Source organism: Sphingobacterium faecium (genome assembly GCF_003054045.1).
GTDB classification, from domain to species: domain Bacteria; phylum Bacteroidota; class Bacteroidia; order Sphingobacteriales; family Sphingobacteriaceae; genus Sphingobacterium; species Sphingobacterium faecium.
The window spans coordinates 228,791-245,278 of the sequence record NZ_QBKH01000004.1; the positions used below are offsets into that span (position 1 = coordinate 228,791).

A 16,488-nucleotide genomic window follows, 5' to 3' on the forward strand; every position below is an offset into this window, starting at 1 on the left:
ACCCCATTCATGTATTCATTTAAGGATTGCAATATCCTCAACCCTATCGTTGCTTTTAGCACCTACTTTATACTACAAAGGCCCCATTCAATTGTCTCATCTTTAATAAAAAGAAAAGACCAAACGAGAGACGAAGCGCTTACGAAGTGGTAACTTTTTTAAAGAAAGTCTAAACTTGAACATGGAACTTTCGTTCCTCCAACCGATGGACACACTTTTGAGATGTGCGTGGGATTCGAACCCACCATTTTGCTGTACTCTACCCCTGAGTTACTCCGTTCGAGACGGAGGTAGGATTCGAACCTACGACCCCAACATTTGACCATAGTGATATTTATAAAATCAGCATATTACTTTCAACTGAAGCAATACTACCCTGCTATACAGAAACAGGAGACAAGGACTCTTAAATCATGCACTACGCCATACACCCTTTCAGGTATATATCTTAAAAAGCTAATCGCTTATATATTCAAAGAACTATTTGTCTTGATCGACATTACAAATATGATAGCCCTACCACGCAACCTGAATGCGCAGCAAAAAAGAATTTAAAAAAATCAATTAAAAACAACACATCAAACTGATAATCAATTGAATTTATTTAATAAAAATTAAAAAAAATAGATCAGAAACACTTTGTACGCAAATACATTGCGTGGCAAAGTTGAATTTTGTACCTTTAACTTCATACCATGATATCAAAAACAGCATGTCCACCAATAAACTTGCATTAATTCGCTACAAAACCATTGACAACTGCTTATGTCAACGTCATCGCAAATGGACCTTAGAAGATCTCATAGAAAAAGTATCCGATGCCCTTTATGAACTGGAGGGTATCCATAATGGCATCAGCAAAAGAACGATTCAGGGAGATATACAGCTTATGCGCAGCAATAAGCTAGGATATAATGCTCCAATCATTGTGACGGATCGGAAATTTTATAGTTATAGTGATCCTACATACAGCATCAGCAATTCACCCATCACCTCCTTAGATATGAAGAAGATGAAAGAAGCTGTAGATTTGCTCAAGCATCTTAATGGTTTCTCTTATTTTGACGAAATGAGTGATATGATCTTACGTTTAGAAAATAGTCTCAATAAATCGGAAGGAGCTCAAAAACCTGTCGTGCAAATGGAAAGTAACAAACTCTTGAAGGGTTTAAACTGGATCAGCACACTTCATCATGCCATACTCGAAGAAATTCCTTTACTCATCACCTACAAATCCTTTAAGTCACTCGGGCCTATACAAGACGTGTACTACCCATATCTGCTAAAAGAATACCGCAATCGTTGGTTCTTAATCTGCAAACCTAAGAAAGGAAATCTTTTAATTACACTTGCCTTGGATCGTATAGTTGATATTGATGAAATGGCAAAAAATGGGTTTATACCCTATGAAGGCATTGATTTCGATCGCTACTTTGCCGATACCATTGGGGTAACAAAAAGTCAAAAAGACCGTGGACAAAAAGTAATCTTAAAAATTGACAGCTTCAATGCCCCTTATGTCGAGACCAAGCCCTTACATAACTCTCAGCAGATCATCCATAAAAAGGATGATGGCAGTATCATGATTCGTCTTGATGTCATCTTAAACTTTGAACTCGAGCGAGAAATTTTGGGATTTGGAGAAAACATAGAAGTCATTGCCCCTCGAAATCTACGCGACCGAATAAAAAAGAGAATCAGTAAAAACCTCCAACAGTATACCAAAGAAATAGAATAAATCCATTTAACTCTGGATTTTCCTTTACCTTTGCACTTATATATAATATATACATGATCTACTTCCACATTCCATTCTGTAAACAAGCCTGTCATTACTGCGACTTTCATTTTAGCACCTCACTAAAATACAAAGATGAAATGCTCAACATGCTATATAAGGAAGTAGAACTTAGAGCGGATTACCTGGAAGATAAAAACATCCAGTCCATTTATTTTGGAGGTGGCACACCCTCTATACTAGAAGCAGAAGATATCGCTAGACTGATCGACAAAGTATCAAAACATTTCGAGATTGACTCCCATGTAGAGATTACCTTAGAGGCCAATCCCGATGATCTCAACCGAGAAAAAGTAGCGAAACTGCGTCAAACAGAAATTAATCGCTTTAGTATCGGTATTCAATCCTTTTTTGAAGAAGATCTAAGATGGATGAATAGGGCACACAATCAAAAAGAAGCAGAGTCTTGTATTATGCGCGTTCAAGATGCAGGGTTTGAAAATATCACCTGTGATCTGATCTATGGCTTTCCATTATTAACCGATGAAAAGTGGAAAAAGAACATGCAGCAACTGCTGGATTTTCAGATTCCGCATATCTCATCTTACTCGATGACCGTAGAAAAGAAAACAGCCCTCGATCACATGATCAAAACAGGAAAAGCCGCGGCCATTGATAGTGATCAAGCAGCCGATCAAATGCTGATGCTGATCGATCAATTGACAACAGCAGGATTTGAGCAATATGAAATTTCCAATTTTGCCAAAGATGGTATGTATGCCAAGCATAATACCAACTATTGGAAAGGAAAGCATTACTTAGGTATTGGTCCATCTGCACATTCATTCAATGGCACATCTCGTTCATGGAATGTGGCGAACAATACCAAATACATCTATGATATTATGCAGGATAAGTTACCTCTAGAAACTGAACAACTCTCTTTACTTGACCGCATTAATGAGTACACCATGACTTCACTGCGCACTATGTGGGGTATCAATCTTACCTTAGTGGAAGACAAATTTGGAGCAGAGGTCAAAAAACAACTAGGGATCAACGCCGAAGAATTCATTTATAATAAGCAGTTAACTCAAGTGGACAACCGGCTCACCCTTAGCGACACAGGCAAACTAATGGCCGATCACATTATGTCTGAACTATTTATTATCGATGAAAATTCCGAATATGAATAACAATATTATGAGCAGTTACTTGCCGTTAGTTTTTAACTTCAACAGCTCCTGTTCTGCTAATTTTCGGGTCTCTGGTTTGATATAGTCCATTCCGCGTTGTAGATTATCTTCAATACTTGAAATCAAACCTTCATTCAACGAAACAAGTTCCGTTCTAGAAACCCATTGGCTGATATAAAAATCACCCGATTTTTCATCAAAAAGAATTTCATAATCATCCAATCGACGCTGTTCTTCATAAGCACCTATCACATAAAAGGGAAAATAACGATTTGGTTTTTCAACTATTTCAAGCTGTAAAGGCATAAATTCATATTGGTGCGAGTTCAGTTTAAACAAAAATGTAATTGCTTTTTCAAATTGCTTCAACTTCTTTAAAATCATCAATTCCTCTCTATTATATTGAAACGGATTGGGATAATATGCACCATTATAAAAATAGTCTTTGGGATCCTGCCTTTCCTGTAACGGATCCACCCGTACACCATGCCTATTGATGATATATTCATTCACACCTGCCTCAGCAGGTACCACAAACCAATGTTCACCACCGGTATCATATTGTTTTTTCATCTTACCGACATATACAGTAGCGTAACCATAATTAAACGGCAGTGCAAAACCCCAATTTGCTGGAGAAATCTTGTCTCCAAAAAAATTGACAAAACCAATTTTTCCTTTCTCTACATAACGTCTTAGACCTTCAGACCAATAGTCAGATCCATTATCAAAAAATTGTGGGTAATACAATATATTTCCTTTTCTGTCGTATACCGTTGATACTGCAAAGGCTGGACTATCTTTTTCTGCATCTTCATGCCCAACAACACCCATAAATTCGATAAAAGGATCATCGATAGGCACATCTAAAACATAATCATGATATACGTTGTGAATTGGAGGAATAATAATTGTCCCCTTCTCATCCCGCACCCCCACACGATTACTGTCAGCATTCAGAACATAATATAACTGATCTTGCCCTTTAGAAAATAAACAGCAGCAAGAAAAAATGAGCGTCATGAAAATTCTCATCCCGTTCATGTAAGCAACTTTTTGGTTCTCAAATATTTCATAATAATTGCCGTTGCACCAGCATGCTGTTGAACATAACATTTTGCCTGTTTCCCAGCATAATCACGCTTGATCTCCTCTTGTAAACAAACAAAGACATCATGGAGTTTTTCAGCGTCTTGAATAGAAAAACCAGCTCCTTGCTCAATCAAATCTTTAGCTTCTTGAAACTTATGGTATTTTGGACCAAATATAACGGGAATGCCATATGTAGCAGCCTCCAAAGTGTTATGGATCCCTACCCCAAATCCACCACCAATATAGCTGATCTTTCCATAACCATACAAGGAAGATAGCATACCCATATTATCAATAATCAGCACACGCGCATCCACGATTTTTTGAAAGGTATGCTGTGCAAAATTTGAGAATCTAAGTGCATCGGGGAATAATAATAAAATAGCTTCAATATGCGCTTCATGGATTTCATGCGGAGCTAAGATCAATTTCCAGTCAGGAAACTGCAACATCAGGTCCTTTAAGAGCTTTTCATCCTCCAACCATGTACTTCCAGCGACCAAGACAGGAGATGTACCAACAAATTGATTGACCTCAGTAATACTTTTCTGCTGCTTAGGCAATTCAACCACACGATCAAATCTGGTATCACCCGTAAGGCCAACGTTTCTGAAGCCGTGTTCTTTCAATAAATGAACACTTTCTTCGTTTTGCAGGAAAAAATAAGTGACCGATGTGAGGATTTCTCTAAAAAAGCCACCATAAGGTTGAAAGAAAATTTGATTCGGCCTGAATATCGCAGAAATCATAAATAGCGGAATATTTCTGCTTTTCAGCTCAGAAAAATAATAATACCAATATTCATATTTTGTAAACACGACAAATTCTGGATGAATTAAATCTATAAATTGTTTGGCATTTTTTGCCGTATCCTCTGGTAGATAAAAAACGTAATCTGCCAAGTTGGTATTTTTTCTAACCTCGTAACCCGAGGGAGAATAAAAAGTAATAACAATTTTTTTTAATGGAAAATCTTTTTTTACACCTTCCAAAACAGCCCTTCCCTGTTCAAATTCACCTAGGGACGCAAAGTGAAACCAAATGTGATTTTGACCTGTTTCAACCGTTTGACTCATGCGTGCATACCAGTCCCTGCGACCATTTACCCAAAGCTTTGCCTTGGGATGAAAAGGCGCTATTAAGCGTAATAAAAGCCCATATAGATGGATTCCTAAAGAATAAAGAAGACGCATGTTCGTAAAATAATACTTATATTCGTCAAAGATATTAAACCCTTTTCTAATTGTTGGAAATAAGTGGAAAATAACATACGCAACGGAATTTTAATACCAGATCAGCAGGATTTCTTGGCTTCCACCTTTGTGATCGTTTTAAACAGGATTATGGACCATCAATCTTTACCAATCAAAAATTTAGAGCAGAAAGACTTTACATATTATAACTATAAACCATGAGCAAAATACTTGTAACAGGCGGAACAGGATATATTGGTTCGCATACAGTTGTTGAATTGCATAACGCAGGATATACACCGGTTATCATTGACAACTTATCTAATTCTAGCATCAAAATGTTAGACCAAATTGAAAAAATAATCGGAGTAAAACCTGAATTTCATCAATTTGATCTATGTGATGAGGCAAAAGTTGTAGAATTTGTTAAGAATAATACAGACATCAGCGGTATAATTCACTTTGCAGCATCCAAAGCTGTTGGAGAATCCGTTCAAAATCCATTAAAATATTACCGCAATAACTTCTTTTCTTTGATCAACATATTAGAGGCATATCGTGAAAAACCGGTCAACTTTGTATTTTCTTCAAGTTGTACAGTATATGGCGAACCCGATTACCTCCCTGTTGATGAAGCAGCTCCTGTAAAAAAAGCAGCTTCACCCTATGGCAATACCAAACAAATCGCAGAAGAAATTTTAGAAGAAACTGCCAACGCCTATGACAATTTTAATATTATAGCATTGCGTTACTTCAACCCTGTTGGAGCACACGAATCTGCACTAATTGGAGAATTACCACTAGGAGTTCCTCAAAATCTACTTCCTTTTATCACGCAAACCGCTATTGGTAAGCGCGAAAAATTAACCGTATTTGGAAATGACTTTGATACTAAAGATGGTTTCTGTGTACGCGATTTTATTCACGTTGTGGACTTGGCAAAAGCACACGTAGCTGCGATTAAATTACTAGAGAGAGGAAATCCAAAAGGGAAATATGATGTCTTTAACGTAGGAACAGGAAAAGGATATTCCGTATTAGAAGCGATAAAAGCATTTGAAGAGGCTTCAGGCCAAAAACTAAACTATGAGATAGGCCCACGTCGTGAAGGGGATATCGTAAAAGTATATGGTGATGCCACCAAATCGACTAATGAATTGCATTGGACAGCACAGTTAGGCATTTTTGAGATGATGGATAGTGCTTGGAAATGGGAGAAATACCTAAAGGAAAATCCAATCGTTTAAACAATAAAATGAGCTAATGCGAATAAGTTAGCTCATTTTATTTTAGACAAAATACAGAATTTAGCCAGAAGGAAAACACAGATAGTTTTCATGCAGAATTCAGGTTTTATACTTTCAAATTCGAAGAAAGCACCAAATATCGTTCTTCACCGATTTTCTTTTTCAATCTTTGCTTTGCTTTTTTAACGGCGTCTTCGGTTACTCCCAATAAATTAGAAATCTCCGTATTCTTTAAACCTAATTTTCCTAAAAAAATAAATCTTAAATTTGATTCTGTCAATTCAGGATATTGCCTTAACAGATCGTTATAGAAATACGGATATTCTTTAATAAAAGCCTCCTTAAATAAGCTCCAATTATATTCGGTCATTAAATGTGATTCCAATAATGCCTGAAGCTGTCCCCTTTCATTCTCAATATCAGAAAAAGAAGTTTGCTTTACCCGTTCGATTTCTTCCTTTAGATTAGCAATATACTCGTTCTTTTCTCTGAGGTAAATCGTGAAGGAAGATAAGTTATTGTTTGCTTCCATTAATTTCTGGTCGGAAAGATACTTTTCCATTTGCAAGCCCAACACATGCCTTTCATAGATGACTCTTCGTATTTTAAGTTTTCTATTAAACAAAAAATAAAGACTGATGGATAAAGCCAGCAGTAAAACAACAACTATACTGTATGCTCTCTTTTTAAATAATTCTTTCTCAAATTGCTCACGGCTCAATTCAATTCGATGAATATACGTTTGCTTATCAGCCATCCATTTCAACTGTTGTAGTTTTTCATCGCTATTCCACAGTTGTAAACTATCGTTGAGTTGAGTCAATCTCCTTCTAGCCAACAATTCACTATGATCATCATGTCGTTTTACAGCAATAGCCAATTGAACCTCAGCAATTTCCTTCTCTGAGCGTTTCAAATATACTTTTGTTGCAGGATATTGAGCTGCCCGATTAATGGCATTTTCCGCCTCGGACAATTTCCCTTGGTCAATATATACCTGAGCTAATAAAATATAAGCATACATCGTATTCTGCTTACTTCCAAATCGCTCCGAATACACGATATCCTCCAACAATAAATCAACAGCCTTCTTCAGATCACCTCGTCCCCAGTAAATGACCGCTTGATTGCCGAGTGCTTTACCTAACCGAACATAATCTCCCGTCACCTTAGATAATGCTTCTACCTCTTTAAAATAACGGAATGCCGTTACCGTATCCGCTTGCTTTAAATAAGCCATCCCCAATCCATCAAGAATACTACTCATCTCATTCGATTTTGGGTGTGCGTATTTCCGAGCAAGATTTAAGTAGATCATACTCGATTCAGCATCACCAATAGTTCCAAAAAAATAAGCCATATTACGTATCGAAATCTCAGGATTTGGAGATTTATTTAAGGAAACTTGAGGCAAAAAATTACGAACTTCTAAGAAAATTGGAAATGCAGAAGTAATATCTCGAAAATCATAAAGATAAAAACCATAGTTCACTTTCATCCAAAACTCGATCTCCTTATCCTTATTACGGATTGATTTTTTAATTGCAGAGAGGTAAAGACTTTTACTTCTATCATTAGGAGCATCATATGCTTTTGCAATACCATTTGCGAGCATATAATCGTACACAATGAGTAAGGAAGCATCATTGTATACTCGGGCATAAGATAAAATGGGATTTAAATAATTTTTTAAAGCAACCGTATCTTGTCCAAAATTACGTTCTTGTTTAATTAAATATTCAATTCTACTCTTACTGGAAAACAACTCTTCCAATCTGATTGAATCAGCAAAAGTTGTCTGAAAGAGACCTATTGTAAAAAATAATAGACTAAACAGTTTCAAATCAGTAAAGGTTATTAAAATTGTAGATGTTTCGATACAAATATACTTGTTTTTAGACGTAGTTTATCAGGAACTTCCATTAAAAAATTGTTAATAATAGATCGAAAAAACACTAACTAAATTTTGAAAAAAAATGCATTTTAATTCAAATAAGTAATCGTACTTTCCAAATATAACATACCAAAAAATAAAATTATAAAAGATGATCCTGTTTTGATTTTTTTTAGCCTGAATTTTCCACTATCTTTAAATCATGTCCATTCATCAAGATCCAGAATTAAAAAAGGCTGTTCTCAACCTTCCATTAAAAGAAAAAGACAAATTATTACTGAGGTTGATCAGTAAAGACAAAATGTTAATCAAACAACTGCATTTCCAATTGTTAGAAGATGAGTCTGACTTAGAAGACCGTATCGAAAACTTGAGGAAACAACTCCAACAACTTTTTGACCTAGGAGAATCTCAGGTATATAACACCCCGAGTTTAAGTAATTTTATTGGATTAAGTAAATTGGTCAAACAAGCAAGTGGTATGGTCAACGAGCATGAAAAGATTACAAAGCACAAATTAAGTGAAGTTGAGTTCCGCATTTATATTTTAGAAAGAGCACTCATAGCTTACCCCAATCTGTTTAGTTCATCTTATCAATCTGCAGCTCATAAGCTTCAAAAATACATAGCTGGCAGAATAAAGCATGCGGTAGCTAAATATGAAAAGATCCACGAAGATCATCAATTCGATTTTAGAGATCATTTTCAAGAAATTCTTGATACAGCCAACAGTACAGCAGTAAAAGATTATATAAAAGTATTACATGTCAATACAAATCTTTAAAGCTAGATGTAGTAGGTATTATCGTGCACCTTTGAATCAAAATCATATCGAATAAAATAGTACGATGCTGCCCCAAGGCCCGATTATGCTTCTGAATGATGGCATAATTTGATCAAAAAATAGCGGTATAGTGCTAGCTAAAATTTGTAAAATCGAGATGATTTTCTTGAATTATTCTTCAAATTCAGATCAGATAGCATCAGCTAATTTTGTAACAACCCATCATTTTAAGTAAATTCGCAATATTCCAAATTAGTGAACGCGTGGGAATTAAAGAAATTATAGAAAAATACAGTCAAAGTGAGCTAACACAAACTTTGACTAAAGCGATACAAGCTAAAAATCCAAAAGTCCAATTAAAAGGTCTTATCGGTTCATCAGATGCCGTTGTTACCGTGGCGAGCTATACCTTACAAGAACGTCCCTATCTTTTTATCCTTCCGACACATGAAGATGCCTCTTATTTCTTGAGTGATCTCGAGAGTCTATTGGATAAACAAGTTTTGTTTTTTCCGGCTTCTTACCGTAAAGCATTTGACTTCACCCAACTCGATGCAACGCATGTACTGCAACGTGCAGAAACATTAAATGTGTTAAATCATACATCTGAACTTCCAAAAATGGTGGTTACCTATCCCGAAGCAATAGCGGAGAAAGTCATTAACAGAAGTGATCTGGAGAAAAACACCTTAGAAATAACTGAAAAATCAAAACTAAGTATCGATTTTATTAATGAATTTCTATTTGAATATGATTTCGATCGCGTAGATTTTGTTTATGAACCTGGACAATACGCCATTAGAGGTGGAATTGTCGATATCTTCTCCTTTTCAAATGATCTTCCTTATCGTATTGAATTCTTTGGAGATGACATCGAAAGTATCAGAACATTTGAAATTGAATCCCAACTGTCGGTAGCAAAAATCCATAAAGTTACCATAGTTCCAAATGTGCAGGCTAAATTTCTATCGGCACAAAATATATCCCTATTAGAGTATATTGACAAAGATGCAGTGATCTGGGTAAAGGATGTCCAATTTACATTGGATACCATAAAAGATGGGAATAAAAAGGCAACTGAATTTTGGAAGGCTTTGTCTGAGAAAGATAAGAAAGACAATTCAGAGTGGATAAATCCGGCATATGGATTCTCGGACGAAAAAAACTTCAATGCCTTGCTCTTTGATTTTCCAATTGTAGAGTTCGGAAAACAGTTCTTTTATAAGCCCGATACAACGATCAAATTTGATATCCATCCGCAGCCCTCGTTCAATAAAGATTTCAATCTATTGATCCATAATTTCAAAGAAAACGAAAAAAATAAAGTTGAAAATTTAATTTTTTCTGATTCCCCGAAACAGATCGAAAGAATATATAAAATCTTAGAAGACCTGGACAAAACGGTTTCTTTCATCCCTATTCATAAAGGATTTCGCGAAGGATTTCGAGATGACAATGTCAAATTAGCCTGTTATACAGACCATCAAGTTTTTGATCGGTATTATAAGTATAAGCGAAAAAAAGGCTATGAGAAAAGTCAAGCAATTACCTTAAAAGATTTACGCGACCTCAAACCGGGGGACTACATTACCCATATTGATCACGGTGTGGGGAAATATGCCGGCCTAGAAAAAGTCGAAGTCAACGGAAAGTCTCAGGAGATGATTCGGTTGAGCTATGCCGACAATGACCTACTGTATGTCAACATCAATTCATTAAATCGGATTTCCAAATATTCAGGAAAAGAAGGTTCAATTCCGAAAATGAATAAACTGGGAACAGATGTATGGGATAAACTTAAGAAAACAACAAAAAAGAAAGTCAAAGACATCGCCCGCGACTTGATTATGCTCTATGCGAAGCGTAAAGCACAAACAGGAACAGCATTTAGTCCCGATAGTTATCTTCAGAATGAATTGGAAGCTTCCTTTATGTATGAAGATACGCCAGATCAAGAAAAAGCTACTGCGGATGTCAAACGTGATATGGAATCGCCTCATCCAATGGATAGACTTGTTTGTGGTGATGTTGGTTTTGGAAAAACAGAAATTGCCATCCGTGCAGCATTTAAAGCTGTTGCAGACAGCAAGCAAGTTGCGGTTCTGGTACCCACCACGATTCTTGCTCATCAACATTTCAGGACTTTTACCGAACGTCTTAAAGATCTTCCTTGCACCATCGATTATATCAATAGATTTAAAACAGCAAAACAAATTAAAGAAACTTTAGCCAAATTAGCCGAAGGCAAAATTGATATCATCATCGGCACACACAGATTGGTGAGTAAAGATGTCAAATTCAAAGATTTGGGATTAATGATTATTGATGAAGAACAAAAATTTGGTGTTTCGGTAAAAGAGAAATTAAAACTATTGCGTGCCAATGTAGATTCTTTGACATTAACGGCAACGCCTATACCTCGTACTTTACACTTCTCCCTAATGGGAGCCCGAGATCTAAGTTTAATCAATACCCCACCCCCAAATCGTCAACCTGTACAAACAGAATTACATGTGTTCAATGAAACATTGATACAGGAAGCTGTATCCTTTGAACTCGAACGTGGTGGGCAAGTATTCTTCATTCATAATCGTGTAGCCGATCTTAAACAGCTCGGCGCTATGATCCAAAAATTAGTACCCAATGCTCGTGTCGGCATCGCACATGGGCAACTTGAAGGTGATGATCTGGAAGATGTCATGTTGAAATTTATCAATCATGATTTTGATGTTTTGGTTGCCACGACCATCATTGAAGCAGGATTAGATATTCCGAATGCAAACACCATCATCATCAACCATGCGCACATGTTTGGTTTGAGTGACCTCCACCAAATGCGTGGACGTGTGGGGCGATCGAATAAAAAATCATTCTGTTATCTATTAAGTCCACCTTTATCAACGTTAACTTCCGAAGCGTATAAACGCCTATCTGCTATTGAAGAATTCTCCGAGCTTGGCGCAGGATTTAATGTGGCTATGCGAGATTTGGATATCCGTGGGTCTGGGAATTTGTTAGGCGGAGAACAGTCGGGTTTTATAGCTGAAATTGGTTTTGAAATGTATCATAAAATTCTTGATGAAGCGATCCAAGAATTAAAAGAAGATGAGTTCTCAGAAGTATTTGCTGATGATAAAGACCATAAATATGTTTCATTCACACAGATCGACACCGATATGGAAGTATTGATTCCTGATGAATATGTGACGAATATCAGTGAACGCTATAATCTGTACACTGAAATATCGAAACTCGACAATGAGGATCAATTGACTGATTTTGCAGTATCATTAGAAGATCGCTTTGGTCCAATACCACATGAGGTCTTTGAATTATTTAATACTTTACGCTTACAATGGTTTGGAAAACAGATTGGATTTGAAAAGATATCTTACAAGAAAAATACGCTCAAAGGCTATTTCGTCAATAATCCGAAATCAGCTTATTTCGAATCTGATCAGTTTGGAAAAGTATTGGCATTTGTCCAACAACATCCCGAAATCAGTAATCTAAAGGAAATCAAAAAACAATTGCGATTGGCATTGAGTAATGTCAATAGCATTAGCTACGCGTTAAAACTTTTAAAAGAAATGGTTTAGAAAATAAATCAGTAAGATTGCTATGTTAAAAAAGGTTTCTATTTTAATCATAGAAACCTTTTTTATTACATGCAGGTATTATAAAACCGATGTACCATCATCTGTCTTAACCTGAATAATAGTCAATTCTTTACCAAATTTTGAGAAATATGGAGGCGATACTTGAGCGATAAATTGCTCAACGAAATCATCTTTTACTATATTAATCGTACATCCACCAAAACCACCTCCCATTTGTCTTGCGCCCAATACCTGAGGAAATTGTTTGGTAAAGTCCACCAAGTAATCTGATTCATCACAACTGACTTCATATTCTTGACTCAATCCATGGTGTGAGGCTAATAAATTTTGACCCAGTGCGATCAGATTTCCAGCTTTCAAATGTTCACAAGCCTCATGTACACGCTCACTTTCTTCTACTACAAATCTTGTTTTTGTATAAACCTCAGCATCTTTATTCTTCACCATTTCATCCAGCATAGCAACTGAAACATCACGCATATTGACAACATCTGGATATTTTTCCTTAATCCAATCAATTGCTTTTTTACATTGCTCAACACGTTTATTATAAGCGGTATCACCCAATGCGTGCTTCACATTTGTATTCAACAAAATAATGGTATAACCATCTAAAATTAGAGGAACATATTCATACGCTAAAGAACGACAATCTAGTTTCAGAACATGGTCTTTCTTGCCAAAAGTAGATGCAAATTGATCCATGATACCACACTTAACACCAGCATAAGTATGTTCTGCCATTTGACCAATCTTGGGTATTTCCAAACGTTCTATATGCAATTCAAAAAGTTCACTTAAGGCCAATGTTGTTGCACACTCAACAGCTGCAGAAGAAGATAATCCTGCTCCCAAAGGTACATCACCATCAATATAAAGATTAAATCCCCCAACGTTCAGACCCCTCTTTTGGATTTGATCCACCACTCCCAGAATATAATTTGGCCATTGTAGATCTGAAGGAGCAATGCGATTTAATTCAACTTCATATGTAGCCTTATAATCTTCGGCATATAAAGAGATCAAATCGTCGTTTCTTTTCGAAACTGCAATATAAACTGCTTTATCAATAGCTGCTGGCAATACAAAGCCATCATTATAATCGGTATGCTCACCAATTATATTAATTCTGCCCGGTGAGCGTACAATAATAGGTTCTTCTTTAAAAATGGATTTAAATTTATTTTGTATAGATTCTCTTGTAATCATCTTTTAAACGTTTTTATAATGGGTCGTAGAACAGTTTCTTAATTGTTGAGCAGCAAATTCAGGTGTAATATCACGTTGCGGATTTGCAAGCATTTCGTAGCCTACCATAAATTTCTTAACAGTAGCGGATCTTAATAAAGGTGGATAAAAATGCATATGCCAATGCCATTCCGGAAAATCACCACTATTTACTGGTGCCTGGTGCATACCCGCCGAGTAAGGAAAAGATGTGTTAAAAAGATTATCATAACGCGTAGTCAACAATTTCAAAATTGCCGCTAACTCTTCCTTTTCTTTTTCTGTAAAAGCGAGTATATTCTGTACAGATCTTTTACTCACAATCATCGTTTCATATGGCCAAGAAGCCCAAAAAGGAACCAAAGCTACAAAAGAGTCATTCTCTTCAATAATACGTTCTTGCTTTTTTAATTCAGCCTGCACATATGCACTTAACATTGTTGTGCCATGCTGATCAAAATATTTTTGTTGATTTTTAGATTCTTTTTGAAGCTCTACGGGTACATGATTTTGTGACCATATCTGACCATGTGGGTGTGGATTACTACAACCCATTATGGCGCCTTTATTTTCAAATATTTGAATATATTTTATCCAATCATATTTTGCCAAATCAGCAAATTCTGATTGCCAAACATCTACTACAGCCTTGATCGCAGGAACTGACATTTCAGGAAGCGTTAGATCATGTCGCGGTGAAAAGGCAATAACTTTACAAATTCCTTTTTCAGATTCAGCAATAAATAGTTCATCATCATTGATATCTGCCGTAGGTGTATCCTTTAAAAGAGCAGAAAAGTCATTGACAAAAACAAAACTTTCTTTATAATCAGGATTAACATCTCCATCCGCCCGCTCGTTGGTTGGACATAAATAACACTTTGGATCATATACGGGTCGTTGTTCTTGATTGTCATCTTCAACTTGTCCTTGCCAAGGTCTTTTACTTCTATGTGGAGATACGAGAACGCGTTCACCGGTAAGTATATTCAACCGAGTATGGGGATCCGAATTAATTTCGAATGTTTGCTGCATGGTCTTATTTCTTTTTCATAATTTAATCCTTAAAGATAGTAATTAGACTGTTAAACAGAATGGGAATAAAAAAAATAAGCACTCGATGGAGTGCTTATTTTTTTTATTCCCAATAAGATGACTTAGTATATAGTCGAATAATTTTGATAATTCCCTTAAGCCATTATAGCAATAAAAGACTCTATCTAAACTATTCCTTTTGGATCATTCCCTTTTATGAGTTCAAAAATAGTGATTTCAGGTAAAATACCGACTCGACCAGGATATCCTAAAAATCCATAGCCCACATTGACATAAAGTTGTTTGTTTTCTTTCTCTTTATACAATCCAGCCCATTCTTTATAGACATATTTAGCTGGACTCCATTGTACGTTTTTTAAACGGACACCAAATTGCATACCGTGCGTATGTCCTGCAAACATGACATCCACATCTGTATCGAGTACCTGAGCACGCCAATGTGAAGGATCATGGGAAAGAAGTAATTTAACGGCTTGCTCTTCAGTTCCTAATAAGGCTTTTTTCAAATCTCCATGTTTTGGAAATCTTCCAGTACCCCAATTCTGAACGCCGATAATCGCTAATTCCTCATTATTAACTTTTAAGATCCGATTTTCATCATTCAAAAGATCCCAACCCATTACTTTATGGGTCTGTATCAAATCTTGAAGATTCTTTCTCTTAGCGGCTGAATCTTCTTTCCCAAAATAGTAATCGCCATAATCATGATTTCCTAAACTCGAAAAAACTCCTAAATCAGCTTTTACTCTTGAAAAAATATCCTGATAATCCCGCATCTCCGAAGCAACATTATTGACCAAATCACCGGTAAAGAAAATAGTATCCGGTTTTTCATTCAATAATAAATCAACTCCGCCATTAACGGCTTTTCTATTGTAAAATGAACCCGAATGCACATCTGAAATTTGACCAATAGTCATACCATGAAAGGCTGCAGGTAAGTTTGGTAAATATAACTTTTGACGACGAACCCGATAATCATAAGCTCCAGAAATAATTCCCCAGCTTAAAGGTACTAATGGTGAAGCACCAACAAGAATTCCTGCTTTTGTTAAAAAATCTGAACGTGTTATTCCTTTAACAGGTTCTTCTGCTACTGGCATTTCCAATACATTGACCGCTTGTTTAACCGTTTTTTTGGGAATTACCAATCTCGTTAACCACAACCCTCCCCTTCGGATATCATCAAGAATAAGCACAAAGAAAAAGAAAAATTTAGACGCTGCAGTCAGAAAAAATGCAACTAAAAAAATCGATCTTACCGTTAACGGGATATTAAACTTAAAGGATATAATCACTCCTAATGACAGTAGAATTGAATAGCTCCACCAAAGTATTGCAAAAGTTTTAGTTTTTGCAAACTTAATTTTGGTCGCCTTTAATGCAAAAAAGATATAAAAATCTAATATTAGAAGTACAAATACATTAATTATTAACATCA

General features: G+C 36.0%; 11 protein-coding genes. 5 read left to right on the forward strand and 6 right to left on the reverse strand.

The genetic code is table 11. The features are described from left to right. Positions 1-658: 658 nt before the first annotated feature. Together C8N37_RS12675 and hemW are read left to right on the forward strand one after the other, a co-directional pair. Positions 659-1,738, forward strand: coding sequence for a helix-turn-helix transcriptional regulator (locus C8N37_RS12675; protein WP_244914414.1), 1,080 nt, complete (start codon positions 659-661; stop codon positions 1,736-1,738). Between the two features lie 53 nt (positions 1,739-1,791). Beyond that, positions 1,792-2,934, forward strand: a complete 1,143-nt coding sequence (gene hemW / locus C8N37_RS12680) for a radical SAM family heme chaperone HemW (protein ID WP_108159231.1) — start codon at positions 1,792-1,794, stop codon at positions 2,932-2,934. A gap of 15 nt (positions 2,935-2,949) precedes the next feature. On the opposite strand, the gene C8N37_RS12685 is transcribed toward hemW, so the two are convergent. Together C8N37_RS12685 and C8N37_RS12690 are read right to left on the reverse strand one after the other, a co-directional pair. Next, on the reverse strand, positions 2,950-3,978 hold the full coding sequence (locus C8N37_RS12685) for a hypothetical protein (RefSeq protein ID WP_108159232.1): 1,029 nt from the start codon (positions 3,976-3,978) through the stop codon (positions 2,950-2,952). Continuing rightward, positions 3,975-5,219 (reverse strand): 3-deoxy-D-manno-octulosonic acid transferase, encoded by a 1,245-nt coding sequence (locus C8N37_RS12690; protein WP_108159233.1) that lies wholly within the window; start codon positions 5,217-5,219, stop codon positions 3,975-3,977. Before C8N37_RS12690 ends, C8N37_RS12685 begins: the two co-directional genes overlap by 4 nt. Positions 5,220-5,437: 218 nt before the next feature. Between C8N37_RS12690 and galE the strand changes: the two genes are divergently transcribed. After that, positions 5,438-6,466: a UDP-glucose 4-epimerase GalE gene (gene galE, locus C8N37_RS12695; protein WP_108159234.1), complete on the forward strand. Its 1,029-nt coding sequence runs from the start codon at positions 5,438-5,440 to the stop codon at positions 6,464-6,466. Between the two features lie 106 nt (positions 6,467-6,572). Here galE and C8N37_RS12700 read toward each other — a convergent pair whose 3' ends face one another. Then, positions 6,573-8,309 carry a tetratricopeptide repeat protein gene (locus C8N37_RS12700; protein ID WP_108159235.1) on the reverse strand — a complete coding sequence of 579 codons (1,737 nt, stop codon included), beginning with the start codon at positions 8,307-8,309 and terminating at the stop codon, positions 6,573-6,575. A 253-nt stretch (positions 8,310-8,562) separates the two neighbouring features. Between C8N37_RS12700 and C8N37_RS12705 the strand changes: the two genes are divergently transcribed. Then, positions 8,563-9,144, forward strand: a complete 582-nt coding sequence (locus C8N37_RS12705) for a hypothetical protein (RefSeq protein ID WP_108159236.1) — start codon at positions 8,563-8,565, stop codon at positions 9,142-9,144. Between the two features lie 263 nt (positions 9,145-9,407). After that, positions 9,408-12,743, forward strand: a complete 3,336-nt coding sequence (gene mfd, locus C8N37_RS12710) for a transcription-repair coupling factor (RefSeq protein ID WP_108159237.1) — start codon at positions 9,408-9,410, stop codon at positions 12,741-12,743. Positions 12,744-12,821: 78 nt separating this feature from the next. Here the strand turns inward: mfd and galK are convergent, their stop codons facing one another. From galK to C8N37_RS12725, 3 genes are all read right to left on the reverse strand, one after another. After that, positions 12,822-13,973: a galactokinase gene (galK, locus tag C8N37_RS12715; protein WP_244914415.1), complete on the reverse strand. Its 1,152-nt coding sequence runs from the start codon at positions 13,971-13,973 to the stop codon at positions 12,822-12,824. Between the two features lie 3 nt (positions 13,974-13,976). Continuing rightward, positions 13,977-15,026, reverse strand: a complete 1,050-nt coding sequence (locus C8N37_RS12720) for a UDP-glucose--hexose-1-phosphate uridylyltransferase (RefSeq protein WP_108159238.1) — start codon at positions 15,024-15,026, stop codon at positions 13,977-13,979. A 185-nt stretch (positions 15,027-15,211) separates the two neighbouring features. Further along, a complete protein-coding gene (locus C8N37_RS12725) occupies positions 15,212-16,486 on the reverse strand; it encodes a metallophosphoesterase (protein ID WP_108159239.1) in 1,275 nt (424 codons plus the stop codon). Positions 16,487-16,488: the final 2 nt, after the last annotated feature.